The organism is Ralstonia sp. R-29 (genome assembly GCF_049913345.1).
Taxonomy (GTDB): domain Bacteria; phylum Pseudomonadota; class Gammaproteobacteria; order Burkholderiales; family Burkholderiaceae; genus Ralstonia.
In genome coordinates this window covers 1568160-1594088 of record NZ_CP184377.1, presented here as the reverse complement: position 1 = coordinate 1594088, position 25929 = coordinate 1568160, and the positions used below count along the sequence as shown (strand labels likewise).

The window sequence follows — 25929 nt, the reverse complement described above, 5'->3', positions numbered from 1 at the left end:
CAAGTGATACCGCAACTTATCGCGGTATTTTGTTGAATAGATGGAAGAAATTCTCGGTGGTCACGCTGGCGATGCGCTCCAGCGGCTCGCCGCGCAGCGTGGCGAGGAACTCGCCCACGTGCCGCACGTAAGCCGGCTCGTTGGTCTTGCCGCGGAACGGCACGGGCGCCAGGTAGGGCGAATCGGTTTCGATGAGCATGCGGTCCAGCGGCACTTTCTTGGCGGTCTCCTGCAGGTCCACCGCGTTCTTGAACGTCACGATGCCCGAAAACGAGATGTAGAAGCCCAGGTCCAGCGCGGCTTTGGCCACGTCCCAGCTTTCGGTAAAGCAGTGCATGACACCGCGCGCAGCCTCGGCGCCCTCTTCGCGCATGATGGCCAGCGTGTCGTCTGCGGCCGACCGCGTATGGATCACCAATGGCTTGCCCGTCTGCTTGGATGCACGGATATGCGTGCGGAAGCGATCCCGCTGCCATTCCATGTCAGCCACGGTGCGATCGCCCAAGCGGTAGTAGTCGAGCCCCGTCTCGCCGATGCCGACGACGCGCGGATGGTCGGCCAGCGCCAGCAGGCGCTCCAACGTGGGCTCTTCAATGCGCGTGCCTTCTTCGATGTCGGCTTCGGCATCGGGATGCACACCCACCGTGGCGTACACGTTCGGCTCTTGCTCGGCAATTTCGAGCACGCTCGGAAAGTCTTCCAGTGTGACGGAAATGCACAGCGCGTGGGTGACGCGGTTCTCGCGCATGCGCGTCAGCAGCTCAGGCAAACGCGCGCGCAAGTCGGGGAAATTGATATGGCAGTGGGAATCGACAAACATCGAATAATCAGAAAGTTACGGCGCAAACTTCGTGCGCCGTATCAGGGAAATGTCAGAGGGTTTGCGTGGGCCGCTGCGAGTTGAGCTGCTTACCCAGCAACTCTTCGATCACGCGACGCAGGATGCGGCCTTGCTCGTCTTCGCCCAAGTGCACGCCAATGCCGGGCGTTTTGGAGGGGGTACCCACGGGCGTAATCCAGGCCACCTTGCCGGCCACTTGGTACTTCTGGGGGCGGTCCAGCAGCGACAGCACGAGGAACACCTCCTCACCGATCCGGTACGGGCGCTGCGTCGGCACAAAAATGCCGCCGTTCTTCAGGAAAGGCATGTAAGCGGCGTGCAGGCCGGCTTCATCCTTGATGGCCAGGGAGACGATGCCCGGACGCGTCGGCGCGCCGGGTGCTGTGCCAGGCGCGGCAGGCGCACCAGGAGCGACGGGAGTACCAGGCGGGCGAAGAGGTGCAGTGCTCACGGAGATTCCAGAAGTTCAGGTTCAGGCAGCCGGAAAAAGCTGCCGGTAATCCAGCAAAAGGCTTTCGATCACGAGCCGCGCGGCCAGCGGATGCTGCTCGGTGCGGCGCCGCTCCGGCAAGGCACGCGCGAAACGTTCCAGGCGGTCCAGCGGGATGGCGTTTGCGCAACGCTGCAACGCATCACGTTGCGCGGGGAAATACCGTGGCCGCCCCGCCAGCCGTGCCGCCATCAAATCAAAGATCCAGCGGTGCATGGTACTGAGAACGGCAGGGACCGACAATTTCTGTAAATGTTCAGCCGTTGCCAGTGCATCGAGTTTTGCCCCCTGGCCAAGCTGTTCGAGCAGGAATTGCAGCAACGGGCGGTCTTCGGACTCGGCGGCGGCCAGTGCGGCCAGCGGCGCGTTGCCGAACTCGGCCAGCAGGCTCTGGGCATGCGGCACGCCCTGCTGCTCCAGCCACTGGCGCGCGGCCTCGGGCTGCGGCGGCTGCAGCGGAAACTGCCGGCACCGCGACAGGATGGTCGGCAGGATGCGGTCGATGCGGTCTGTCACCAGCAGGAAGACGGTGTTCTGCGGCGGCTCTTCCAGCGTCTTGAGCAGTGCGTTGGCGCCCTCGGTTTGCAGCGCGTCCAGCGGATATAACACCACCACGCGCAGCCCGGCCCGGTGTGTGCCGACCCCCACTGCCTCGATCAGGTTGCGCACCTGTTCCATGCGGATGATCTTGCTGGGTGCCTTCTTCTTGCCTTCAGCGTCTTTTTCCGTCTCGGGCGCGTCCTCCATGGCTTCGGGGCGCACGAGGTGGAAGTCCGGGTGGTTGCCCTGCGTGAACCAGTTGCAGGCCGCGCATGTGCCGCATGGCTGGCCGTCGGCCGCCGGCGTATCGCACAGCAAACCTTGCGCGAAATGCATGGCGAAATCGCGCTTGCCCGTGCCGGCCTGACCATTGAGCAGGATCGCGTGGGGCAGCTTTGCCCGCATGGCCTGCAGGCGGGACCAATCAGCGGATTGCCAGGGATAAAGCATCATGAATCAATGGGTTGCGTCAGATTGTTGATGCAAAAACTCGCCGTGAAACCATTATTTCTGGATTAGAAATTGCCCGCGAAATCAGAGCGTTGCGAGCAAATTCTCCAGGTCTTTCTGGATATCACTGCGCTCCCGATTGGCGTTCAGCACGACAAAGCGGCCGGGCTCAGCGGCTGCCCTGCGGAGATATTCCGCGCGCGTACGCAGGAAGAACTGGGCGGACTCGGCCTCAAACTTGTCGGGCGTACGGGCATCGGCCAAGCGCGCGGCGGCAATTTCTGGGGCCAGGTCGAAGAGGATGGTCTTGGTCGGTTGCAGGCCCTGCTGGACCCACTGCTCCAGTGCTTCAAGGCGGTCGATGGCTAGGCCCCTGCCCCCACCTTGGTAGGCGAAGGTGGCATCGGTAAAGCGGTCGGAGATCACCCAATCGCCAGCGTCGAGCGCGGGCTGGATCACCTCAGCAATGTGCTCCCGGCGGCTGGCGAACATCAGCAGCGCTTCGGTTTCCAGGTGCATGCGCTCGTGCAGCAGCACCTCGCGCAGCCGCTCGCCCAGGGGGGTGCCACCCGGCTCGCGGGTGATCACCACCTTTTTGCCTTGGGGCGCCAGCTTGGCTTGCAGTTGCTGCGCAAACCACGCGACGTGCGTGCTCTTGCCCGCGCCGTCGATACCTTCGAATGTGATGAATTTGCCGGTCATGGTTGGCCGCGCTGGTATTTGTTGACGGCCCGGTTGTGGTCCGTCAGGTTGGTCGAAAACTGGCTGCTGCCATCGCCACGCGCCACAAAGTACAGCGCGTCGGACGGCGCCGGGTTCAGCGCCGCCTGCAGCGATGCCATGCCCGGCAGCGCGATCGGCGTGGGCGGCAGGCCCGTGCGGGTGTAGGTGTTGTACGGCGTGTCAGTCTGCAGATCGCGTTTGCGCAAGTTGCCATCAAAGCCTGCGCCAATGCCGTAGATGACGGTTGGGTCCGTCTGCAGCAGCATGTTCTTGCGCAAGCGGTTGACGAACACGGCGGCAATCATCGGACGCTCCAGCTTCTGGCCGGTTTCCTTCTCGACGATCGACGCCATGGTCAGCGCCTCATACGGCGTCTTGTACGGCAAGTCGATCGCGCGCTTGGCCCAGGCATCGTTCAGGCGTTTCTGCATGGCCTGGTAGGCGTGGCGGTAGAGCTCCACATCGCTACTGCCGCGCGCGAACAGGTAGGTGTCCGGGAAGAAGAGGCCTTCCGGGTTGGCCTCGGGCGCGCCGATCTTGCGCATCAGATCGGCATCGGACAGTCCCGCCGTGTCGTGCTTGAGCGCGGGCTCGGCGTCGACCGCCGCGCGCATCTGGCGCATGTTCCAGCCTTCAATGACGGTGACGACGTAGTGCGTGACCTCGCCGCGTGCCATCTTGTCGATGATCGACCACGGCGTCGCACCGGCTTCCAACGCGTAGCCGCCAGCCTTCAGGCTCTTAGCGTTGCCCGTCGCGCGCGCTACCAGCGAAAACAGCTGCGGCTGCACACCCACGCCGGCACCGGCGAGCTGCTTGCCGACCGAGATCACGCTCGAGTTCGGCTTGATCACCACCTCCAGCGGCGAGGCCGCCAGGCTCACCGGTTGCTGGGCCCACCACACCACACCGCCTGCGGCTGCCAGCACAAGCAAGAACGCCAGCAGAATCAAGCGCTTGAAAAATGAGAGCATCGTATTTGTATCTGACATGTGGAACCCGCCGACGCCGACGATTCCCGCACGCTTGAAATGGATAGACAGGGCACAAACTGCCCATAGAGCGTGTTATGCACTTAGACAGGAGACGCGTTCGTCCCAAAACGGTTTGCGTGGTAGGCGCAGTCCGCCGCCCTTGGTGATTCCAAGGGCAAGGGCTGCAACACCCCACGCAAACCGTTTTGGGACGAACCCTCCGGGAAGCCCGGATGGGCTTCGCACTCCTGTCTAAGTGCATAACACGCTCTAGTACAGCCCAATATAATACCGGGTCACACTAGGCAGCCCCGCACACCATGAATGATGTCTTTCACGATTTCGTCGATACGCTGAGCTTTCCGCCCCTCGACGTGCAATTTGATGCCGCCGCCCGCGGCAGCGTCCTGTGCGCGCCGACCGATCTGGCGCGTATCGCCGTCGAAGGCGCCGACGCCGCTGAATTCCTTCACAACCAGCTCACCAATGCCGTAACGGGCCTCGGCCTGAACCAAGCGCGGCTGGCCGGCTACTGCTCGCCCAAGGGCCGGTTGCTGGCCACCCTGCTGGTGTGGCGTCAGGCCGATACGATCGTTCTGCAGACCGACAAGCAGATCGCGCCCGCGTTGACCAAGCGCCTGTCCATGTTCGTGCTGCGCGCCAAGGCCAAGCTGCGCCCGATGGACGAATTCATCGCCATCGGCGTCGCTGGCCCGGAAGCGGCGGAAGCGCTGCGCGAAGCTGGCGCCGTGTTGCCCGAGCCGGACGCCGTCAACGGCGTGGCACAGCAGCCCGCAACGGTTGGCCAGCAGGTCGGCGCGGTCGTCCGTCTGCCAGACGCCAACGGGCGCCCGCGCTACCAATGGATGGTGCACGCCGAGCACTTTCAGCATGCCTGGAAGACGTTGTCGGCCCGCCTGTCGCTGGTCGGTACCGAAGTGTGGGACTGGATGAGCCTGCAGGCAGGTGTGCCGCACATCACCCTGCCCACGCAGGAGCAGTTCGTGCCGCAGATGGTGAATCTGGAGTTGCTCGGCGGCGTCGATTTCAAAAAGGGCTGCTATCCCGGCCAGGAAATCGTCGCGCGCAGCCAATATCGCGGCACGCTCAAGCGCCGCATGCAGCGCGCGCACGTCAACGCCCCCACGTCGGCCGGTGCCGAGGTCTACAGCGCGGCCGATCCGAGCCAGCCGTGCGGCATGGTCGTCAATGCTGCCATGGCGCCAGATGGCGGCACCGATCTGCTGGTCGAGTTGAAGCTGGATGCAGTCGATACCGTCATCCACCTGGCCACGGCGGATGGCCCCGTGCTAACGCTGCAGAACCTGCCGTACACCATCCCCGCACCCGAAAACGCCTGACTGGCACTGAGCACATCATGGCCGACCACCTGTTCGTCTACTTCCGCATCGCCGAGCGCGACGCTGCTGCTGCCCTGCCGCGCTGGCAGGCTTGGCTCGACACCGTGGAAGAGGCGACGGGCGTGGCCAGCACCTTGATGCGCCGCCCCGAAATACGCGACGGGCAAGCCACGTGGATGGAGTCCTATCACGACGTTCCGTCTGCATTTGCCGCCACCTTGGCTGGCCTGTGGGAAACCGGCGGGCCGCGCGAATTCGTCGTCGGCGAACGTCATGCAGAGCTGTTTGTCGATCTGGAAATCGGCTGACAACGCTGCGCTGCAATCGACTCGCAAAAGTTCGGCAGGCTGCTATGCTTGGCCGAAGCCCGTGCAACACCGGTCATCACATTGGCCATTCGCATTCGTCGTGCGTTGTGCGGCATGTTCAAAGGAAGTCCTCATGTGTTTGATTCTCACGGCCTGGCACGCCCACCCCGCCTATGCGCTGGTGGTGGCCGCCAACCGGGACGAATTCTATGACCGCCCTGCCGCGCCACTGGCGTGGTGGAGCGATGCGCCCAACGTGCTGGCCGGGCGTGATATGGCCCAGGTGGTCGGCCAAGCAGGCACGTGGATGGGCATGACGCGAGATGGCCGCTTTGCCGCGTTGACAAACTACCGCGCCCCCTCCGAACGCCGCCCCGATGCGCGCTCGCGCGGTGAACTCGTCTCCAATTTCCTGACCGCGGACGACGCATCGATCCCGGCGTATCTCGACAGCCTGACCGCCCGCGACCGCGCCTACAACGGCTACAACCTGCTGACCGCCACGCGCGATGAGCTCTGGTGGACCAGCAACCGCGCAGATGCGCCGCGCAAGCTCGCGCCTGGGGTGTACGGGCTTTCCAACGCGCTACTTGATACACCGTGGTTCAAAGTGCGGCATCGCATGGCAGCCTTTGCCGAGGCGCTGGCCGCCGATACGGGCCAGACAGGTGGAAATGGCAACGCGCTGGACGTGGCGCGCTATATCGACCTGATGGCAGAAACGCGCGAGGCGCCAACGGGCGCCCTGCCCGCCACAGGCGTTGCCCCGGAATGGGAAAAGCTGCTCTCGGCCGCGTTTATCCGCTCCCCGCGCTACGGCACGCGTGCGACTACCGTGCTGCGCATTCGCCACGACGGCTGCTTCGACGTGACCGAGCGCCGCTTCGATGCCCAGGGCCAGATCGGCGAGGCACGCTACCTTGGCGTGCTCGACACCGTCACGCACGCCGATACCTGAGTGCCCTCACGCGGCCTCGCGTTGGGCTGCGGCAAGCTGATCCGCTTCCGTTACCGCTGCGCCGCCCGGGCGCAGGGCCGAGTGCTCGCGCTTGGAATGTACGAGCGGATAGAACATCTGGGCCGTCCAGCGTTCCGGGCCAAACAACTGGTCGTCTTGCAGGCCGATCTGCGCTGGGTATTGGCGCGTGATGTGAGCCGTGCCGAATAGCACGTCCCAGAAGAACAGCAGGTTGCCGAAATTGCCCTTGTAGTGGCCGATGCCGTCGGCATTGGTGAGCGCATGGTGTGCCCAGTGCGTGGCCGGTGTGGAGATCGTGCGCTCGACCACCCACATCAGCGGACGCAACGCGCGGATGCGGTACAGCGGCGCATCCCACGGCCAAGCGCAGTGCGCGCCAATGATGACCGCCAGCTTGATCACCAGATACGCCGCATAGACGGGGCCAAAACCCAGGTACACTGCCACGCCGCCGATCCACAGGCCGGGCATCATCAGGTAGTAGAAAAAGTTGTTGCGGTACGTGATCCGCACGCTCATGTACGACGCGCTGTGGTGCGCACGGTGCAGCGGCCACAGCAGCGGCGTATGCGAGGCGCGATGCCAGAGGTATTGCGTCAGGTCGTCGCCGATCAGCAGCAGCCCCGCCATGGCCCACCATGGCAGGTGACTCCAGGCATTGTGCTGCGCGGGAATGAGCCATTGGCACAGCGCGTTGCTGCCCAGCAATGCAATCGGCTGGGTCACGGCGAGCAGGCTGATGAACATCAGCGCCTCCAGCCACGCATCGTTGGCCGTCGCGCGGCCACGCACCGTGCGCTGGTAGCGTCGGCTGATGAATTCCATGGCGGTAAAGCCGAGGAGGCAGACCACGATCAGGGCATGCTCCATGTGCGAACTCATTCGGTGTCTCCTCGCGTTGGATATTTGTGGAGGCAAGCGTAGGAGTGGTATTTCAATGCGTCCAATGCATAATCAACATCCGTTCAATGCAATGGACGCAATACATGGATCTGCGCCGCTTGAGTCACGTTGTTGCCCTGGCTGACACGCTCCACTTCGCCCGCGCTGCCGAACGCGTTCACCTGAGCCAGCCCGCCTTCAGTCGCAGCATCCAGGCGATGGAAGATGCGTTGGGCATCCGCCTGTTCGATCGTGAAACCGGGGATGTGCGCCCCACCCCCGCAGGCGAATTCGTCATCGAGCGAGCGCGGCACTTGCTGTTCGAAGCGCGCTGCCTGCAGCGGGATGTCGACCTCTACCGCGACAGCCAACTGGGCGACACGGCCTTCGGTGTCGGGCCACTGTTGACGGCCACGCTCATGCCGCAAGCGCTGCGCGAACTGCGGCAGCAACATCCGCAAGTCGCGTTGCGCATGGAAGTCGGCAACTGGGTGCAACTGCTGGAGAGCCTGCGCAGCGAGAGCATCGAATTCTTCGCCGCTGACGTGCGTGACATGCCCAAAGATGCCGCGCTGGACGTTCAACGGATCGGCGGACAGCCACCGCACCTGTATGTGCGCGCCGGCCATCCGTTGGCCGGTCGTACGCCTACGCTGGGCGACGTGTGGGAATACGGCATTGCCGTGCCGAAGCTGCTGAGCCCGTCAAAGGTGGAATTGGCCGCGCTGCTGGGCCTGCCGGCGGGTCAGGAAGCCAGCATTGCGCTGGAGTGCGACAACTACGGCGTGCTGAAGGCGGTGGCGCTCACCACCGACACCGTGCTGGGCGCGACGGATGCTGCTGCCCGGGAGGAGTTGGAATCCGGCGCACTCGTGCGGCTGGCGGTACAGGGTTGGCTGTCGACGCCGTCCACGACCGGCATTGTGCGGCTGCACGGCAGAACTGCATCGCCGGCGGCGCAGGCGGCCATCGCAGCCATCGTGCGGGCCGCCCAGGCGATCAACGTTTAGGTTAGGTTGCGTTACAGCACGCGGCGCATGGTCCGGTGCGGAATGCCGGCCTCTTCAAACTCATCCCCTTCGGGGATGAAACCGACGCGGGCATAAAACGGCATCGCGTGGGTTTGTGCGTTGAGGACGAGCTCCGGATATCCCAGCGCCTGGGCCTTGCTGATCAGCGCTTCGAGCACGCGTGCCCCCACGCCCGTACCGCGCGCTTCCTTGCGCACGGCCATGCGCCCGATATGGCCATCGGGCAGCAAGCGGCCGGTAGCGACCGAGCGCCCTGCAGCATCACGCGCCAGGGCGTGCCAACACTGGTCGTCCCACTCGTCCCATTCGAGCTCAACAGGCACGCCCTGCTCGATGACAAACACGTCGTAGCGGATGGCACGCGCGTCTTCACGCACAGCGTCCCAGCGGTCAACGGTAATAGCGGCAGCACCGGCGAGCGGGCGGACAGATTCAGGGGCAGTCATGCTCAGTTCTCACACTTCAGGCTTCAGGACTTCAAAATTGACGATGCGCTCGCGCAGCATGTCGGGCACCGGCGCGGAGGTCTGCGTGGTTGGATCCGCGCACACGTAGATGACTTCGCCGGTGATGAGATGCTCGTCTGCGCGATACATCTCGATAATAAAGCGCATGCTGGAGCGTCCCAGGCGCGCCACGCGGCAGCGCAGGTCCAGCTCGTCGTCAAAACGCGCGGACGCATGGTATTCCAGCGTGGATTTGACCACGTAGAAGTCGACGCCAAACGTATCCACGACCTCCACTGGATACCGCACGCCGATGCTGCGCCAGTACTCGGTGATGCACACATCGGCGTACAGCAGGTAGTGGCCATTGAAGACGATGCCCTGTGCATCGACTTCAGCCCAGCGCACGCGCAACGGCGTGCTGTGGCGGAAATCCTCGATCGCCATGCGGTCTCCTTTCGTTTCTCGTTGTGGCTTATTCCGTCTCGGTGCCGAAGGCGCGGCGCAGCGCGTCGGCGGCGTCCCGGTGGGCGTCTTCGACGGCCGGCACGAAGCGGCCGATCTTGAAGAAATCGTGAATCATGCCTGTGTACAGCTTCAGCTCAACCGGCACTTCTGCCGCGCGCAGCTTGTTCGCATAGCCGATGCCGGCGTCGCGGATGGGGTCGAAGCCGGCGACCGCAATCCACGCAGGGCACACGCCGGTCACGTCGGCGCCATGGCCGCCGGCATTCAGCGGGGCGAAGCGCCAGTCGTCGCGATCCGCATCGGTGCGCAGGTATTGCGAGAAGAACCAGCGGATCATCTCCTGCGTCAGCAGGTAGCCCTCGGCAAATTCGCGGTGCGATGGTGTGTTCTCGTGTGCGGTGGTGCCGGGGTAGATCAGCAGTTGCAGAACCGGTGTGAGGCCTCGGTTGCGGGCCTCAATGGCCGTGACGGCGGCGAGCGTGCCGCCCGCGCTATCACCGCCAAACGCGATGCGCGCAGGGTCGGCGCCAATGGTGGCGGCTTCATCGAACACCCATTGCAGGACGTCGAACGCGTCGTTTGCGGCGGTCGGAAACTTCCAATCGGGGCCGAGCCGGTAATCGACCGACAACACCATCGCCCCCGATTTGGCGGCGAGCGAGCGGCACAGCGCGTCGTGCGTCTTGATGCTGCCCACCGTAAAGCCGCCACCATGGAAGTACACCAGCAACGGCAGCGGATCGGCCCAACTCGCTTCGCGCGCGGCGTACGTGCGAATGGGGATGGGATAACCATCGCGCGCCGTGACCGTCAGGTCATGCACCGATTCCAGCGCAATGGCCGGGATGTCGACAATGGGGCTGCTCTTTTCGTAGGCGATCTTGGCGTCGGCGGGGTCAAGTGCGTTCAACGGTGGACGCTTGGCACGCGCCACCAGATCCAGTAATTGGGCGACGTGCGGGTCGAGAGACGGAGACTGCATGGGCGACAACTGAACGATCGTTCTAATTTGGCTATTATCAGGGACTCCATTGAACCACGCCCGCACAGCACGACGGGCGACGTGGACGAACAACACCATCCGGAGACAGCGCATGGCCCTTATCTACTACCTCACCCACGTCCACCTTGGCTTTGGCACGATCAGCGAGCTGAAAAGCGAATGCGCGCGCGTCGGCATCCGCCGGCCGATGATTGTGACCGACAAGGGCGTCGCTGCCGTCGGACTGGCGCAGCGCGCCATCGATGCCACGGGCGGCCTGCCCGTCACCGTGTTCGACGAGACGCCCTCCAACCCGACCGAGGCGATGGTGTTGAAGGCCACCGCGCAGTACAAGGACGCTGGCTGCGATGGACTGATCGCTATCGGAGGCGGTTCATCGATCGACCTGGCCAAGGGCATCGCCATTGCAGCGACGCACCCGGCGCCGCTCACCACGTACGCGACCATCGAAGGCGGCAGCGGTAAGATCACCGAAGCCGCAGCGCCCCTGATCGCCATTCCCACCACCGCAGGCACCGGCAGCGAGGTTGCGCGCGGCGCGATCATCATCCTGGAAGACGGCCGCAAGCTCGGCTTCCACTCGTGGCACCTGCTGCCCAAATCGGCCATCTGCGACGCGGAGCTGACGCTGGGCCTACCGCCCGCGCTGACAGCGGCCACTGGCATGGATGCCATCGCGCATTGCATCGAGACCTTCCTTGCCCCCGCCTTCAACCCGCCTGCAGACGGCATCGCGCTGGATGGTTTGGAACGCGCCTGGGCCAACATCGAACGCGCCACGCGTGATGGCACCGACCGTGATGCGCGGCTGAACATGATGAGCGCGTCCATGCAGGGGGCGATGGCGTTCCAGAAGGGGCTGGGGTGCGTGCATTCGCTGTCGCACCCGCTGGGCGGCGTAAAGGTGAATGGCAAGACAGGGCTGCACCACGGCACGCTCAACGCCGTGGTGCTGCCGGCGGTGCTGCGCTTTAACGAGACGGCGGAAACGGTGGTGGGCGACAACCGCTACGCCCGCATGCGTCGCGTGATGAACCTGCCGGAGGGGGCCGACCTTGCACAAGCCGTGCATGACCTCACGGCCCGCCTAGGTTTGCCGACCGGCCTGCGCCAGATGGGTGTGCCAGATGATGCGTTGGAACACGTGGTCGAAGGCGCCCTGCTCGATCACTGCCACAAGACCAACCCGCGCATCGCCACGGCGGATGATTACCGCCGCATGCTGGCGGAGTCGATGTAACGCCGAGCGCGCTACGAAACGAACGGCCGGATCAACGCCGTGATGCGCTCCGGCTGTTCGTGCACGACCCAGTGCGTGCCGTTGGGAATGCGTTCGAGCCGCATATCCGGAATGAAGCGCTCCAGCCCGTTGAGCAGGCTCTTGGGTAGCGCCATATCCATCTCGCCCCAGATCACCAGTGTGGGCATCTTCACGACAAACGCTTCCGGCGGCATCTGGTCGATACGCAGCGGTGCGGCGCCCTCGGTGGGCGGATGCAGCGGCGAGGCGCGGTAGTAGTTCACGCCGCCCGTCAGACCATGCGAGCCGCCTTCGCCCGGTTGGCTCCACGCCGCGTGATAACGCGCCCGCACCTCGGGCGTAAACCACTCGGCCACCGGTTGGCCCATGCCGTGGAAAAAACCTTCGAGCTTCTCAAAGTCGTTGGCAGCCAGCGCTTGTTCCGAACCCGGCTGGCGCAGCCAGTTCATGTACGCGGATGACGCCTGCTGGGCCGGATCGCTTAGCAGCGCATTCGCAAACACCCAGGGGTGCGGCGAGTTGATGATCGCCAGCCGCTCGACACGTTCCGGATGCTGGATCGCCAGGTTCCAGCAGATCGCACCGCCCCAGTCGTGCGCGACCACGATAGCGCGCTCATATCCAAGCGCCGTGATGAACTGCTCCAGATCCTGCACCAGGAACTTCGGGCGATACGCATCCACTGCAGCCGGCTTGCTCGACAGATTGAACCCCCGCATGTCGGGCGCCACGGCAAAGTGCGTATCACCAAAGGCGGCAAGCTGCGCTTCCCACTCGTACCAGAACTCCGGAAAGCCGTGCACGAACAGCATCAGCGGCGCACCGCGCTTGCCGGCGCTGGCGTAATGCAGCCGCGTGCCGTTGGGCAGATCGGCGAATTGCGATTCAGTGATGGCCGCAGCCGTTGCTGTGTTCATGGCAATTCCAGAGTCGTAACAGTGTGATTACCCGCGCAGCGCATCCACCAGACGCGCACGCACGTCCGGCTTGCTTTCGAAGGGGTCGGACGGATTGCGCTGTGAAACGATGTCTTCAAAACGGTGCTGCACCGGCGCCAGCGACTGCGGGTGCGAGTAGATGTAGAAGCCCGCGTTGCGGATGGCATCGAACGTTAACTGGGCGACCTCCTCGGCGGTCACCTTGCCGGAGCTGACGGCCTTGTCCGACATGGCTTGCGCTACGAGTTGCGACTTGGTGGGTGGCGCGTTGTTCGCGAGATCCTGTGGTCGATTGCGGTGGGATTGCGTAATGCCGGTGGGCACAAAATACGGGCACAGCACCGAGCAATGCACCTGCTCGGTCACCAGGCTCAAATCCTGGTACAGCGATTCGGACAGCGCCACCACCGCATGCTTGGACACGTTGTAGATGCCCATGGCCGGCGCGTTCAGCAGGCCTGCCATCGACGCCGTGTTGACGATATGGCCTTCGTACGACGGGTCCTTCTTCGCGGCCTCCAACATGAGCGGCGTGAAGATGCGCACACCGTGGATCACGCCATGCAGGTTTACGCCGAGCACCCAGTCCCAATCCTTCTCGGTGTTCTCCCAGACCAGGCCGCCTGCGCCGACGCCAGCGTTATTGAACAGCAGGTTGACCTTGCCGAACGTCTTGATCGCGGCATCGGCCAGCGCCTGTACGTCTTCCACCTTGGACACATCGACACGCAAGCCGACCACTTCCACGCCCTGCGCTTTGAACTCGGCCACGGCAGCGTCTAGCGCATCCTGTTGGATATCGGCCAGCACCAGCTTCATGCCCAACCTAGCACCGATCTTGGCGAACTCCTTGCCGAACCCCGACGCACCACCCGTGATGACGGCCACGCCGCCTGCGAATTGCTTCATGTGTGTCTCTCTCGTGTTGTTGTCATGAAATGCGATAGCGGAGGCAAAGGCTGTCAGCCTGCCGCCTCAACCTTGCGCACGGCGTAACCCACGCGCGGGAAATGCACCACCACTTGGCCGACGCGCGGGTCTTCACGCAACACGCCAACGGAATCGCGCGTGGACACGACCAGTTCGCCTTCGACTGGGTCAACGCCATAGTCGACTGCAGCCACCGTGACGCGCGTGCCCTTGGGAAGATCGTAGCGATCGTCGAACGGGGCATTCGTTTCGGTCAGCGCGCGCGGCGTGGCAGCCTTGGCGATGTCGAGTGCCTCAGCGGGCGTCATCGGTTGGGCTTGCGAGTGGCCAAATGCGGCAACGCGATGCATCCATGCCACGACTTCGGGGTGGGCATCCAGAATGCCCGCGACGCCCGTTGCGCGGCGAATAAACCACAGGCAGTGGTAGACGGAAAAATCCGCCACCGTCGGCTGTTCACCAAACAGGAAGATGTGCTCGCCGGTGGCGAACTGCCGCTCCAACTGTGCGAGGAAGACGTGCAGCGTGGACGTGGCTTCCGGTAGCGGCGTACGCAAACCAATGCCGCCCGCGCGCATCGCTTTCCGGTCTTCCACAAAGGCTTTGACAGCCGCCTCCGGCATGTTGCCGAACAGGCTTTGAAAACCCGCCGGCTGCATCACAAAGGTGGCCGACGCCCAGAACAGCGTCGTATCCGCCCACTGCGCCATGGCGAACACGGCGGCGGCATGCTCAGAAGGCACGAGCTTCGGCAGCGGATGAATCGATTCGAGCACCTGCGTAATCAGCGCGGTATCGCAGTAGATGTCCGCGCCGATCTGCAGGAATGGCGTACGCCGATAGCCGCCGGTGAGCGGCATCACATCCGGCTTGGGTAGGATGACCGGCACGGTGACGGACTTCCACGGCTGGTCCTTATAGCCGAGGATCAAGCGCACCTTCTCTGAGAACGGCGAGGTGGCGTAGTGATGCAGGATCAGATCCGTCATGGAGGCTCCAGAAAATTGCGGGCCGATCAATCGAGCAGATCGGGTTGTTCTTTGACGATGCGCGCGTACAGCGGCTGAAACTGGAACCACCCTGCCTGCGCGGAACCGACGATGGAATATGCCTGCCGCGCAGCCGCATCGGAGATCGTGCGCGGGGCCTCGCCGGTGCGCGCCGCAGCGGCTTCGGCCAGCAGTTGCACCTGGCAGGAGCGCTCCATCGTGATGAACCACCACGCGGCCTCATCGACCGTTTTGCCGACGGTCAGCAACCCGTGGTTCTGGAGGATGGCGGCCTTGTTGTCGCCGAGTGCTTCGGCAATGCGCTGGCCTTCATCCAGCTCGACCACAACCCCGCCGAAATCGTCATACAGCGCATGATCGTCATAGAAAGCGCAGACGTCTTGCGTGAGCGGATCAAGCTTGCGGCCGAGCGTCGACCACGCGCGCCCATACGTGCTGTGGGAATGCGCAGCGGCCACTGCATCGGGCCGCGCTTGATGCACGCGCGAGTGAATCGCAAACGCCGCTGCATTGACCGGGTAATCCCCCTCGACCACGTTGCCGTGGTGGTCACAGCGGATCAGGTTTGACACCGTCACCTGACTGAAATGCACGCCGAACGGATTGACCCAAAAGCTGTCCTGATGCTCTGGGTCGCGCGCTGTGATGTGCCCGGCCACGCCTTCGTCAAAACCGAATTTGGAGAACAACCGGAACGCTGCGGCCAGACGCTGTTTGCGATGCAAGCGTTCTTCGGCAACGGTTGCGAACTGCGGCGGACGCGGCAGGTTGCGATAGCGGGCAGCAGCCTCAGGGCTGAGGCTGCTGGCCATGTCTTCGGGCCGCTTGGCTTGCGCGGTTTCGGGTGCGTTCATGGTGTCTCCTTCACGCGTTTGTTTTGGGTGGAGCCATTCTGTGGCGGCCCTCACCCGGCGGACTGTCAAACCATTGACAATCCGCTGGCGGCTGAACTCAAACCAGCTTGACGAGCTGCTTGCCGAAGTTCTTACCCTTGAGCAGGCCCATGAAGGCTTCGGGCGCGCTCGCCAGGCCTTCAGCCACGCTCTCGCGGAACTTCAGCTTGCCTTGCGCCACGAAGCCGCCCAGCTCACGCAGTGCTTCCGGCCACACGTCCATGTGTTCGGAGACGATGAAGCCTTCGATCGTCAGGCGCGACACGAGGATCAACTGCGGGTTCTGGAGCGGCAGCGGCTGGCCGTCGTAACCGGCGATCATCCCGCACATGGCGATGCGGCCGAACGGGTTCATGCGCGAGAGCACCGCATCCAGAATCGAACCGCCCACATTCTCGAAGTACGAGTCGATGCCGTCCGGCGTGGCTTCCTTGAGCATCTTGTAAAGCTCTTTCGGATCCTTGGCGGCCTTGTAGTCGATGCAGGCATCAAAGCCCAGTTCGTTGACCACGTAATCGCACTTGTCCTTGCCGCCGGCAAAGCCCACGGCGCGGCAGCCCTTGAGCTTGGCAAGCTGGCCGACCACGCTGCCAACGGCGCCCGACGCGGCGCTCACCGCCACGGTCTGGCCGGGCTTGGGCAGCATGATCTTGTTCAGGCCGTACCACGCCGTCACGCCAGGCATCCCCACCGAACCCAGATACGCCGACAGCGGAATGTGGCGCGTATCGACCTTCTGGATGCCACGGCCATCGGAGATGCCGATCTCCTGCCAGCCGAACATGCCGACCACGCTGTCGCCCACGGCAAACGACGGGTTCTTGGAGGCCTCCACCACACCAACCGTGCCGCCAATCATCACTTCATTCAGCGGCTGCGGCTCTGCATACGACTTGCTATCGTTCATGCGGCCGCGCATGTACGGATCGAGCGACAGGAAATGGTTGCGCACCAGCACTTGGCCGTCCTGCAGCTCAGGGACGTCCGCCGTCTCCAGGCGGAAGTTGTCCGGCGTGACGGCACCCTGCGGACGGGAAGCCAGAACAATGCGTTGATACGTCTTCGACATGAATGCGCTCCTAGGAATCGTGGTTGCGGTTTGCGTGTTCTTCACTTGTGCTGCATGAAATACTCGGCCAGCGCCGCATACGCCCGGTGCGTGACCGGATCGTTCGCGGCGTTGGCGGCAATGGGGTGCGAGGCGTAGCGCACGATGGTCATCTGGGCCACCGGATCAATATAGATGCGCTGGCCATGGATGCCGCGTGCCTCGAACGTGTGGTGATCGTTGCTGGAGACCCACCACATGTTGCGATACGAATACCCTGGCAGCGTCGCGTAGCCTGCCTTGGCAAACTTGGCAGGGTCACCGCCGCGGCGGATGTCGTCAATCACGCTCTTGGGCAAGATCTGCTTGCCGTTAAAGCGGCCTTCGTTACGGATCATCTCGCCAAAGCGTGCAAGATCGCGCAGCGTGGTATTCAACCCGCCGCCGCCCGATTCGGTACCGATGCTGTCCACCTGAAAGTACGCGTCATCCTGTGCACCCATCGGCTGCCAGATGCGCTCTGACAGCAGCGCCGCCAGCGACTTGTTGGACGCACGGCGCACGATCCAGGCGAGCACTTCTGCATTGACGGTCTTGTAGGCGAAGGCCTCGTCGTGCTGGCCTTCCTTGCGCAGCGTGACGAGGTAGTCGTAGAAGTTGTCCGGCCCCTTGTAGCCAGCCGGGCGCGGCAGCATGCCGCCAGCACGGGCGTAGGCCCAGACATCGGCGTTCGGGTCGGCGTAGTTTTCGGAGTACTGCACGCCCACAGTCATGTCCATGACCTGGCGCACGGTGGCATCGGCGTAGGCGCTGTCCTTCAACTCCGGAAGGTATTGCGTGACAGGCGCAGCCGGATCGAGTTTGCCGTCGGCCACCAGCATGGCGGCCAGCGTGCCAACAAACGATTTCGTGACCGACATGGCGATGTGCGGCGTATGCGCGTCGAGCACGCCAAAGTAGCGCTCGTACACCACCTTGCCCTTGTGCACGACTAGGATGCCGTCGGTGTAGGTCAGCTTGAGCGCTTCGGAAAACGTGCGGCGCGTACCGTTGGGGTCGGTGAACAAGACGCCGCTGATGTCGCGTTCAGCACGCGGCAGCTTGCTGACGGGGCCATCGCCACGCCAAATGACGCGCGTCGGCACAAACTCCCGCACGTGGCTGTAGCCGTAGCGCGTGCGCGGGAACATGTTGCCTGCCATGTCAAAGCGGATGATGCGATCCGGCGGCGGCGGGAAGCCCTGCATCCAGCCCATCTTGTTCGGGTCGGATTCGTCCGCCGTGAGGGGTTTCTGTACCGGAGGGTTCGAGGCCGGCGGTGCCTGCACGGCGGTGGGCGTCTCCGCGGCCGGTGCGGAGTTGGAGGCGCATCCTTCCAGGGTCATGGTCAGTCCGGTGCAGCAAAGCAGCGTGATGGCAAAAGCGGATGCCGTCCGCCGTGCGGGTTGTTGCATGGTTGTCTCCGTGGTTGCTTTTCTTATGTGCCGGACGCCGTCCGGTGTGCAACTGGGTACTGCCTTACTGCAACTGCGTAGGTCAATCAGCCGTCCGCGCCTGGCTCGGGTGTGCGCGGCGGTACACGGCTGGCAATCTGCGCGCGCTTGACGAACTTGAACGTGCCCGAGCCGCGGGCAACCAGCTTGTCATCGGCATCCCTCACCTCGCCTTCGCAGAACGCCATGGTGGTGGACTGGTGCACGCAGCGCGCGCTTGCCCTGAGCGTGCCACGCCCGGGCTGCATGAACGCCGTCTTCATCTCGATCGTCACCACGCCGCGGCCGTGCACGTCAGCTGAGCGGCCAGCCATGGCCATCGCCACGTCGAGCATCGTCATGGTCACGCCGCCGTGGGCCATTTCCCAGCTGTTCATGTGCTGGGCCTCGAGTGCGAGTTCGACGATGCCCTCGCCGCCTTCCGCCTTCAGGCACCGCATGCCCAAAAGCTTCAGGAAAGGGATGTCGATCGGAAAACCGTTGTTGTCTGCGCTCATGCTGCGTTTCAAAAGAGTGGAAAGCAGCCGAAATTAGACCACGCTCACGCCGCCATCCACGGCCAAGATCTGCCCCGTGATGTGTTTGGAGGCGTCCGATGCGAACAGAGCGGCCACGCCCTTGAGGTCTTCCTCATCGCCAATGCGGTGTAGCGGCGACTTCTCGGTCAGCTTGTCGACACCCAGCTTTTCCAGCGAGCCGCGCGTCATCTTCGACGGGAAGAAGCCAGGGGCGATGGCGTTGACGGTGATGCCGTGCTCGCCCCACTCGCCTGCCAGCGCGCGCGTAAAGTTGACCACGGCGCCCTTGCTGGTGTTGTACGCAATCGTATCGAGCGAGCCCGGTGGATTGCCCTTCAGGCCGGCAATCGATGCCACGTTGACGATCTTGCCGTACTTGCGCGGGATCATCGAACGCTTGCCGATCTGCTGCGTGAGCAGGAACAGGCCGCGGATGTTCAGGTTCATCACCTTGTCCCAGGCTTCGACCGGGTGGTCTTCCGCCGGGGCACCCCACGTGGCACCCGCGTTATTGACGAGGATGTCGATGTGGCCCAACTTTGCGAGCGCTTCATCGGCCAGGCGCTGGATATCGGCTTCGACGGCGCCGTCGGCGGCAATCCAGTCGGCCTCGATACCGAGCGACTTCAGATGCGCCTGCGCTTCCTTCAGTTCATCGGCCTTGCGCGCCGACAGCACGATGCGCGCGCCCTGCTCGCCCAGTGCCTCGGCAATCTGCAGGCCAAGCCCGCGCGAGCCGCCAGTGATCAGTGCAGTCTTGCCGGAGAGATTGAACAGCGATTTCAGCGTACCCATGGTGTCTCCTATGTATCGTTGTCTTAGTTAGAACCAAGCGTCCTGCATGTCCAGCGTGGTCGTGTCGAGCGAGCCCAGCAGCACGATCTGCGGGTCAATCTTCGGCAGTTCCCACTGGAAGAAGTAGCGTGCGGCCTGCAGCTTGCCGCGGTAAAAGTCAGCGTCTTCGCCCTGTGCGTTGGGCAGAGCCTTGGCGGCGGCCAAGGCCTGCTCCAGCCAGATCCACGCGACGACGACGTGGCCGAAGGCTTCCAGATAGATCGATGCGTTGGCCAGCGTCACACGCGGGTCACCTGCTGCCCACAGCGTCTGCGTGACCTTGGCCAACTTCTGCGTCGCCATGCCGAGTGCGCGGCCGTAGCTGATCAGCGTTTCATCGCCGGTCTCCAGCGCACGGCCAACGGTCGCCTGCACACGCTCGCCGAGTGCGTTAAAGGCGGCGCCGTCCTGCATCACGACCTTGCGGCCGAGCAGGTCCAGGCCCTGAATGCCGTGCGTGCCTTCGTGGATCGGGTTGAGGCGGTTGTCGCGGTAGAACTGTTCGACGTTGTATTCGCGCGTGTAGCCGTAACCGCCGTGCACCTGAATCGCCAGGCTGTTGGCCTCCAGGCACCACTGCGACGGCCAGCTCTTCGCAATCGGCGTGAGGATGTCGAGCAGCAGCCCGAGCTTGGCGCGCTTGGTTGCATCCGTCTCACCGCGCTCTTCGTCGACGAGCTTGGCGCAATACAGGTTCAGGCCGAGTGCGCCTTCCACGTAGGCCTTCTGCGCCAGCAACATGCGGCGTACATCAGCGTGATCAACGATGCGGATTTGCGGGGAAGCGGCGTCTTTGCCCGACGGCCCGATCGGGCGACCTTGCGGGCGGTTGCGCGCGTAATCCACCGCGTGCAAGTAACCCGTGTAGCCGAGCATCGTCGCGCCCATGCCGACACCGATCCGCGCCTCGTTCATCATGTGGAACATGCATGCGAGGCCCTTGTGCGGCTCGCCAACGAGGTAACCGATGGCGCCGGCGCGCGGCTGGCCATCTGCACCTTTCGGACGGAACTGCGTGCCTTCGCCAAAGTTCAGCAGGCAGTTGGTCGTGCCGCGATAGCCCATCTTGTGGTTCAGGCCGGCCAGCGCCACGTCATTGCGCTCGCCCAGCGAGCCATCTGCATTGACGAGGAATTTGGGCACGATGAAGAGCGAGATGCCCTTCACACCGGGGATCAGCTTGCCATCCGGCCCTGGAATCTTTGCCAGCACGAGGTGGACGATGTTCTCCGACAGTTCGTGCTCGCCGGCAGAGATCCACATCTTGTTGCCGGTCAGGCGGTATTGCGCGCCGAGCGGCGATTCGCCTTCGTATTCCGCGCGTGTGACGATGTCTGACAGCGACGACCCGGCCTGCGGCTCCGACAGGCACATCGTGCCGTAGAAGCGGCCTTCCATCTCCGGCTGCACGAACGTTTCGATCTGCGCGGGCGTGCCGTGCGCCAGCAGCAGGTTCGCATTACCGATGGTGAGGAACGGATACGAGCTGGTGCCGACGTTAGCAGCTTTGAAGTAGCCGAAGCCGGCCTTCTCCACCACAGTCGGCAGTTGCATGCCGCCGCGTTCGAAGTCTTGTCCTGCGGCCATCAGACCGGCCTTGTTGAAGGCGTCCAGTGCGACCTTCACTTCCGGGATGATGTGGACCGTGGTGCCGTCAAAATGCGGCTCTTCCTGGTCGTTCTTTTTGTTATGTGGGGCGAAGAGGTCCGTTGCGATGCGCTCGCAGGTGTCGAGGGCGGCGTCGAAGGTTTCGCGGGAGTGGTCGGCGTAACGCGGAATGCTTGTGAGTGACTCGACGTTGAGCCATTCGTAGAGCAGGAAGCTCAGGTCGCGGCGGGATAGCAGTTTCGAGGACATGATGTTGTTGGTACATCCTGTGTTTTCGTCCCCTGCCGGGGCCGACTCACTTTCTTTGTCTTGCCAAAGAAAGTAAGCAAAGAAAGGCGCGCCCGAGATGGCGAAAGATTCCTTGAATTTCCGTAACCGGGCGGAGAAGGACCGAAACTCGCTGCGCTCAGACAGCGGTCCTTCTTTTTTCCGCCCGCTTACAGAAATTCAAGGCGCCATCTAGGGCAGGAACGGCAACGGCCAAACCGTCTCGGTGCATGCGCTGACACAGAGGTCAGCTCTGGCAGAAACAAATCAGGCTCCCGTTTTGAGTGGGAGCCTGTGTCTTTTTAGAGCACCTCGAACAGGCCGGCTGCGCCTTGGCCGCCGCCGATGCACATGGTGACGACCACGTACTTGACGCCGCGGCGCTTGCCTTCGATCAGCGCATGGCCGACTAGGCGTGCACCCGACACACCGTACGGGTGGCCCACGGCGATGGCGCCACCGTTGACGTTCAGGCGGTCCATGGGGATGCCAAGCTTGTCTGCGCAGTACAGCACTTGCACAGCGAATGCCTCGTTCAGTTCCCACAGGCCGATGTCATCGACCTTCAGGCCGGCTTTCTTCAGCAGCTTGGGCACGGCAAACACCGGGCCGATGCCCATTTCGTCCGGCTCGCAACCGGCCACGGCAAAGCCACGGAACACGCCCAGCGGCTGCAGACCCTTGGCGGCGGCGACTTTGCCATTCATCACCACGGCAGCGGATGCGCCGTCGGAGAACTGGCTGGCGTTACCTGCCGTGACCACACCACCCGGCATGGCAGTGCGGATCTTCGACACGCCTTCGAGCGTTGTATCCGCGCGGATACCTTCGTCGGCGGAGATCGTGACTTCGCGCGTCATGAGCTGGCCGGTCTTGGCATCGGCCACGCCCATCACCGTGGTCATCGGGACGATTTCGTCGTTGAACTTGCCGGCTGCAGCGGCTGCGGCGGCGCGCTGCTGGCTCTGCACGCCGTATTCGTCCTGGCGCTCCTTGCTGATGTTGTAGCGGTTGGCGACGTTCTCGGCGGTCTGGAGCATGCTCCAGTAGATCTCGGGCTTGTGCTTGCGCAGCCAGCCTTCCTGCAGCATGTGGTGGTTCATCTCTTGCTGCACGCACGAGATGGATTCCACACCACCGGCCACGAAGATGTCGCCTTCATCGGCAATCACGCGCTGCGCGGCCATGGCGATGGTTTGCAGGCCTGACGAGCAGAAACGGTTGACGGTCGCACCCGGCACGGTCACGGGGCAGCCGGCGCGCAGAGCGATCTGGCGGGCGATGTTGGCGCCCGTTGCGCCTTCCGGGTTCGCGCAGCCCATCAGGATGTCTTCCACTTCGCCCGGCTCGATCTTGGCGCGCTCGATGGCGTGCTGGACTGCGTGGCCGCCCAGCGTGGCGCCGTGCGTCATGTTGAAGGCGCCCTTCCAGCTCTTGGCCAGGCCGGTACGTGCGGTGGAAACGATGACTGCTTCGGTCATGGTGTTGCTCCTCGTATCTGGTGGCGGGCGCGGCTCTAGCGGCGCCCGGTATCTCTGTTATCCGTTCAGAACTTCGTGCGACTGCAACCGCGCGATGCCCGCGTCCTTCATGTGCTGCCACGCCTGCGCGAGCGACCCATTCAGGTCAATCGCGCGGCAGGCATCCTCGATGACGGCGACTTCCAGCCCCGCAGCATGCGCATCCAGCGCCGACCACGCCACGCAAAAGTCCGTGGCCAGCCCGACGCAGAACACGCGCTTGATCCCAAGCTCGCGCAGGTAGCCCAGCAGGCCGGTCGGCGACTTGCGATCCGCTTCAAAGAACGCGGAATAGCTGTCGATGTGCGGGTGATAGCCCTTGCGGACAATCAACTGTGCATGCGGCACGTCCAGCCCATCGGCCAGCGCGGCACCGGTGCTGTGCTGCACGCAGTGGGTAGGCCACAGCACCTGCTGCCCGTACGGCAACTCGATCGTGCCGAACGGCAGCGTGCCGGCGTGGTTGGCTGCGAACGACACGTGTTCGCTCGGATGCCAATCCTGCGTCAGCACCACGCGTCCGAAATCCTTGGCAAGCTGGTTGACGACCGGGATGACCTGGTCGCCGTCCGGCACCGCCAGCGCACCGCCGGGCAGAAAGTCGTTCTGCACGTCGATGATCAGCAGGCAATCGGTGGGCGTGAGTTGCATGGCGGTTGCTTAGTCGCTTGGTCGATCAGCCGTTGAAACCCTTACCTTCATCGGCCAGCTTCTGCAGCAACGGCGCCGGCTTCCAGGCCTCGCCGTGATAGCCCTTGCTGTAGCGGTGCATGGCTTGCGCGACGTTGTACAGGCCGACGGTATCTGCGTAGAGCATCGGGCCACCGCGGAACAGCGGGAAGCCGTAGCCGGTCAGATAGACCATGTCGATGTCCGACGCCTTGGAGGCAATGCCCTCTTCCAGGATCTTCGCGCCTTCGTTGACCAGCGCGAACACCAGGCGTTCGACGATCTCTTCATCCGAGATCTTGCGGCGCGTGATGCCCAGATCCTTCGAGTGCTGGACGATCATGTCGTTGACCTGCTGGTTCGGGTACGGCTTGCGGTCGCCCGGCTTGTAGTCGTACCAGCCGCCGCCGGTCTTCTGGCCGAAGCGACCCATCTCGCACAACAGATCAGCCGTCTTGGAGTAGACGATGTCCGGTTTGTCCACGGCGCGGCGCTTGCGGATGGCCCAGCCGATGTCGTTACCGGCCAGATCGCCCATGCGGAACGGGCCCATCGCAAAGCCGAACTTTTCGATGGCCTTGTCGACCTGCTCCGGCAGCGCGCCTTCGTCCAGCAGGTAGCCGGCCTGGCGGCTGTATTGCTCGATCATGCGGTTGCCGATGAAGCCATCGCACACGCCGGAAACCACGGCCGTCTTCTTGATGGCCTTGGCCAGCTTCATGACGGTGGCCAGCACATCATTGGCGGTCTCCTTGCCGCGCACCACTTCCAGCAGCTTCATCACGTTGGCCGGGCTGAAGAAGTGCATGCCGACCACGTCTTGCGGGCGCTTGGTGAAGCTGGCGATCTTGTCCACATCCAGCGTGGAGGTGTTCGATGCCAGGATCGCGCCCTGCTTGACCACTTCGTCCAGCTTCTTGAACACAACTTCCTTCACGCCCATTTCTTCAAAGACAGCCTCGATGACGAGGTCGGCGTCCTTGATGTCGTCGTACGACAGCGTCGGGGTCAGCAGGGCCATGCGCTGCTCGACCTTCTCTTGCGTGAGCTTGCCCTTCTTGGCGCTGTTCTCGTAGTTCTTGCGGATGGTGGCAACGCCGCGGTCCAGCGCTTCCTGCTTGGTCTCCAGCATCGTCACCGGAATGCCCGCGTTCAGGAAGTTCATGGAGATACCACCGCCCATGGTGCCGGCGCCGATCACGGCGACCTTCTCCACCTTACGCACCGGGGTGTCTTCCGGCACATCGGGGATCTTGCTGGCAGCACGCTCGCCGAAGAAGGCGTGGCGCAGCGCGCGCGATTCGGACGTATTTACCAGTTCGATAAACAAGTCGCGTTCGAACTTGATGCCGTCGTCAAAGCGCTTTTCAAGGGCAGCCTGCACCGCGTCAACGCACTTGCCCGGTGCCGGGAAGTTCTTGGCGACAGCGGCCACGGTATTTCGGGCGAATTGCAGGAAACCTTGCGGGTTGTCGTGCTCGACCTTGCGATCGCGCAGCTTGGGCAGCTTGCCTTCAGCCGCAGCCTTCAGCGCGAAATCGATGGCGCCGGCCATCAGGTCGCCTTCGATCATCTGATCGAACAGGCCGCTCTTGGCCAGCTTTTCCGACGGAATGGCGTTGCCCGAGACGATCATGTTCAGAGCGGGCTCTAGGCCGATTGCACGCGGCAGACGTTGCGTACCGCCCGCGCCCGGCAGGATGCCCAGCTTCACTTCCGGCAGTGCGATCTGCGCGCCCGGCGCGGCCACACGGTAGTGACAACCCATCGCCAGTTCCAGCCCACCGCCCATCGCCACCGAATGGATGGCCGCCACGACTGGCTTGCTGCTCGACTCCACCGCCTTGATGACGGAATGCAGCGACGGCTCCTGGCTTGCCTTGGGGGTGTTGAACTCGCGGATATCAGCGCCGCCCGAGAAGGCTTTGCCAGCGCCGGTGATCACGATGGCCTTGACGTTGGCGTCGTCGCCAGCCTTGACCATGCCTTCGACAATACCCAGGCGCGTGGAGTGGCCAAGGCCGTTGACCGGCGGGTTGCTGAGCGTGATGACGGCAACGCCGTCCTGGACCTTGTACTCCGCTGTCATGCTGGTTCCTTTGGTGGTGCGAGGGCCAGTTGTAAATCTCACCGTGCCTCGCGGTTGAACTGTCTCTTGAGTATCGTTTTTTTAACGCGCGGTAAGGCCGCGACTCGACACAGAATACACAAAAAAGCACGGTCGTTCAATTTCTATTTTTCCGCTGCGCGGCGCCGTCCGGCGGGCGATGTTGCCACCACGCGCCCGTTCGAACGCGGTGACGGAAGCGTCAATTTTTTGCCCGCTCCGTGACGGTTTTGATAGAGTCGCGCATTTCGTCGCTCGGGACGAGCTTGGCGCCCATCAGGCGCGGGAACGTCTCGTCACATTAGTCGATTGAGCTCGCGATCCGAGCAAAATCGTC

The 25929-nt window shown here is 63.5% G+C and carries 26 protein-coding genes; 5 read left to right on the top strand and 21 right to left on the bottom strand.

Annotated features, from left to right (window positions below):
* Positions 1-16: 16 nt before the first annotated feature.
* From ACN9M1_RS07450 to mltG, 5 genes are all read right to left on the bottom strand, one after another.
* On the bottom strand, positions 17-820 hold the full coding sequence (locus tag ACN9M1_RS07450; RefSeq protein ID WP_426398573.1) for a TatD family hydrolase: 804 nt from the start codon (positions 818-820) through the stop codon (positions 17-19).
* Between the two features lie 52 nt (positions 821-872).
* Positions 873-1292, bottom strand: a complete 420-nt coding sequence (locus ACN9M1_RS07445) for a PilZ domain-containing protein (protein ID WP_426398572.1) — start codon at positions 1290-1292, stop codon at positions 873-875.
* Between the two features lie 21 nt (positions 1293-1313).
* Complete coding sequence (locus ACN9M1_RS07440; protein ID WP_426398571.1) at positions 1314-2324, bottom strand: DNA polymerase III subunit delta'; 1011 nt, start codon at positions 2322-2324, stop codon at positions 1314-1316.
* Between the two features lie 81 nt (positions 2325-2405).
* Positions 2406-3023 (bottom strand): dTMP kinase, encoded by a 618-nt coding sequence (gene tmk / locus ACN9M1_RS07435; protein ID WP_426398570.1) that lies wholly within the window; start codon positions 3021-3023, stop codon positions 2406-2408.
* Entirely contained in the window at positions 3020-4018 is a 999-nt protein-coding gene (gene mltG / locus ACN9M1_RS07430; protein ID WP_426398823.1) for an endolytic transglycosylase MltG, read from the bottom strand. The genes tmk and mltG overlap by 4 nt, the downstream gene beginning before the upstream one ends.
* Before the next feature lie 320 nt (positions 4019-4338).
* On the opposite strand from mltG, the gene ACN9M1_RS07425 reads away from it, so the two are divergent.
* The 3 genes from ACN9M1_RS07425 (at position 4339) to ACN9M1_RS07415 (ending at position 6645) form a co-directional block, all read left to right on the top strand.
* On the top strand, positions 4339-5379 hold the full coding sequence (locus ACN9M1_RS07425; RefSeq protein WP_426398569.1) for a YgfZ/GcvT domain-containing protein: 1041 nt from the start codon (positions 4339-4341) through the stop codon (positions 5377-5379).
* Between the two features lie 17 nt (positions 5380-5396).
* The gene (locus ACN9M1_RS07420) at positions 5397-5687 is read left to right on the top strand and encodes a DUF4936 family protein (RefSeq protein WP_426398568.1); all 291 of its coding nucleotides are present in this window, start codon (positions 5397-5399) and stop codon (positions 5685-5687) included.
* 133 nt (positions 5688-5820) lie between these two features.
* Positions 5821-6645 (top strand): NRDE family protein, encoded by an 825-nt coding sequence (locus tag ACN9M1_RS07415; RefSeq protein ID WP_426398567.1) that lies wholly within the window; start codon positions 5821-5823, stop codon positions 6643-6645.
* A gap of 6 nt (positions 6646-6651) precedes the next feature.
* On the opposite strand, the gene ACN9M1_RS07410 is transcribed toward ACN9M1_RS07415, so the two are convergent.
* Positions 6652-7548: a sterol desaturase family protein gene (locus ACN9M1_RS07410; protein ID WP_426398566.1), complete on the bottom strand. Its 897-nt coding sequence runs from the start codon at positions 7546-7548 to the stop codon at positions 6652-6654.
* 104 nt (positions 7549-7652) lie between these two features.
* On the opposite strand from ACN9M1_RS07410, the gene ACN9M1_RS07405 reads away from it, so the two are divergent.
* On the top strand, positions 7653-8558 hold the full coding sequence (locus ACN9M1_RS07405; protein WP_426398565.1) for a LysR family transcriptional regulator: 906 nt from the start codon (positions 7653-7655) through the stop codon (positions 8556-8558).
* Between the two features lie 11 nt (positions 8559-8569).
* Here the strand turns inward: ACN9M1_RS07405 and ACN9M1_RS07400 are convergent, their stop codons facing one another.
* Genes ACN9M1_RS07400 through ACN9M1_RS07390 form a run of 3 tightly spaced genes read right to left on the bottom strand, consistent with a single transcriptional unit; the run spans position 8570 to position 10475 of the window.
* Positions 8570-9025 carry a GNAT family N-acetyltransferase gene (locus ACN9M1_RS07400; protein ID WP_426398564.1) on the bottom strand — a complete coding sequence of 152 codons (456 nt, stop codon included), beginning with the start codon at positions 9023-9025 and terminating at the stop codon, positions 8570-8572.
* A 9-nt stretch (positions 9026-9034) separates the two neighbouring features.
* Complete coding sequence (locus tag ACN9M1_RS07395; RefSeq protein ID WP_426398563.1) at positions 9035-9472, bottom strand: acyl-CoA thioesterase; 438 nt, start codon at positions 9470-9472, stop codon at positions 9035-9037.
* Between the two features lie 28 nt (positions 9473-9500).
* The gene (locus tag ACN9M1_RS07390; RefSeq protein WP_426398562.1) at positions 9501-10475 is read right to left on the bottom strand and encodes an alpha/beta hydrolase; all 975 of its coding nucleotides are present in this window, start codon (positions 10473-10475) and stop codon (positions 9501-9503) included.
* A 112-nt stretch (positions 10476-10587) separates the two neighbouring features.
* Here ACN9M1_RS07390 and ACN9M1_RS07385 point away from each other — a divergent pair, with 112 nt between their 5' ends.
* Complete coding sequence (locus tag ACN9M1_RS07385; protein WP_426398561.1) at positions 10588-11736, top strand: iron-containing alcohol dehydrogenase; 1149 nt, start codon at positions 10588-10590, stop codon at positions 11734-11736.
* Between the two features lie 11 nt (positions 11737-11747).
* Here ACN9M1_RS07385 and ACN9M1_RS07380 read toward each other — a convergent pair whose 3' ends face one another.
* From ACN9M1_RS07380 to ACN9M1_RS07325, 12 genes are all read right to left on the bottom strand, one after another.
* Entirely contained in the window at positions 11748-12674 is a 927-nt protein-coding gene (locus tag ACN9M1_RS07380; protein WP_426398560.1) for an alpha/beta fold hydrolase, read from the bottom strand.
* Positions 12675-12701: 27 nt separating this feature from the next.
* Positions 12702-13604, bottom strand: coding sequence for an SDR family oxidoreductase (locus ACN9M1_RS07375; RefSeq protein ID WP_426398559.1), 903 nt, complete (start codon positions 13602-13604; stop codon positions 12702-12704).
* A gap of 53 nt (positions 13605-13657) precedes the next feature.
* Positions 13658-14614, bottom strand: coding sequence for a glutathione S-transferase family protein (locus ACN9M1_RS07370; RefSeq protein WP_426398558.1), 957 nt, complete (start codon positions 14612-14614; stop codon positions 13658-13660).
* 26 nt (positions 14615-14640) lie between these two features.
* Positions 14641-15489 (bottom strand): class II aldolase/adducin family protein, encoded by an 849-nt coding sequence (locus tag ACN9M1_RS07365; RefSeq protein WP_426398557.1) that lies wholly within the window; start codon positions 15487-15489, stop codon positions 14641-14643.
* A gap of 97 nt (positions 15490-15586) precedes the next feature.
* The gene (locus tag ACN9M1_RS07360; RefSeq protein WP_426398556.1) at positions 15587-16597 is read right to left on the bottom strand and encodes an NADP-dependent oxidoreductase; all 1011 of its coding nucleotides are present in this window, start codon (positions 16595-16597) and stop codon (positions 15587-15589) included.
* Positions 16598-16638: 41 nt separating this feature from the next.
* A complete protein-coding gene (locus tag ACN9M1_RS07355) occupies positions 16639-18030 on the bottom strand; it encodes a serine hydrolase domain-containing protein (protein ID WP_426398555.1) in 1392 nt (463 codons plus the stop codon).
* Between the two features lie 86 nt (positions 18031-18116).
* Positions 18117-18566, bottom strand: a complete 450-nt coding sequence (locus tag ACN9M1_RS07350; protein WP_426398554.1) for a PaaI family thioesterase — start codon at positions 18564-18566, stop codon at positions 18117-18119.
* 33 nt (positions 18567-18599) lie between these two features.
* Entirely contained in the window at positions 18600-19382 is a 783-nt protein-coding gene (locus ACN9M1_RS07345; RefSeq protein ID WP_426398553.1) for an SDR family oxidoreductase, read from the bottom strand.
* A 27-nt stretch (positions 19383-19409) separates the two neighbouring features.
* A complete protein-coding gene (locus ACN9M1_RS07340) occupies positions 19410-21278 on the bottom strand; it encodes an acyl-CoA dehydrogenase (protein WP_426398552.1) in 1869 nt (622 codons plus the stop codon).
* Between the two features lie 320 nt (positions 21279-21598).
* The gene (locus ACN9M1_RS07335; protein ID WP_426398551.1) at positions 21599-22777 is read right to left on the bottom strand and encodes an acetyl-CoA C-acyltransferase; all 1179 of its coding nucleotides are present in this window, start codon (positions 22775-22777) and stop codon (positions 21599-21601) included.
* Positions 22778-22834: 57 nt separating this feature from the next.
* Positions 22835-23467 (bottom strand): bifunctional nicotinamidase/pyrazinamidase, encoded by a 633-nt coding sequence (gene pncA, locus ACN9M1_RS07330; protein WP_426398550.1) that lies wholly within the window; start codon positions 23465-23467, stop codon positions 22835-22837.
* Between the two features lie 25 nt (positions 23468-23492).
* A complete protein-coding gene (locus ACN9M1_RS07325) occupies positions 23493-25574 on the bottom strand; it encodes a 3-hydroxyacyl-CoA dehydrogenase NAD-binding domain-containing protein (protein ID WP_426398549.1) in 2082 nt (693 codons plus the stop codon).
* Positions 25575-25929 lie beyond the last annotated feature (355 nt).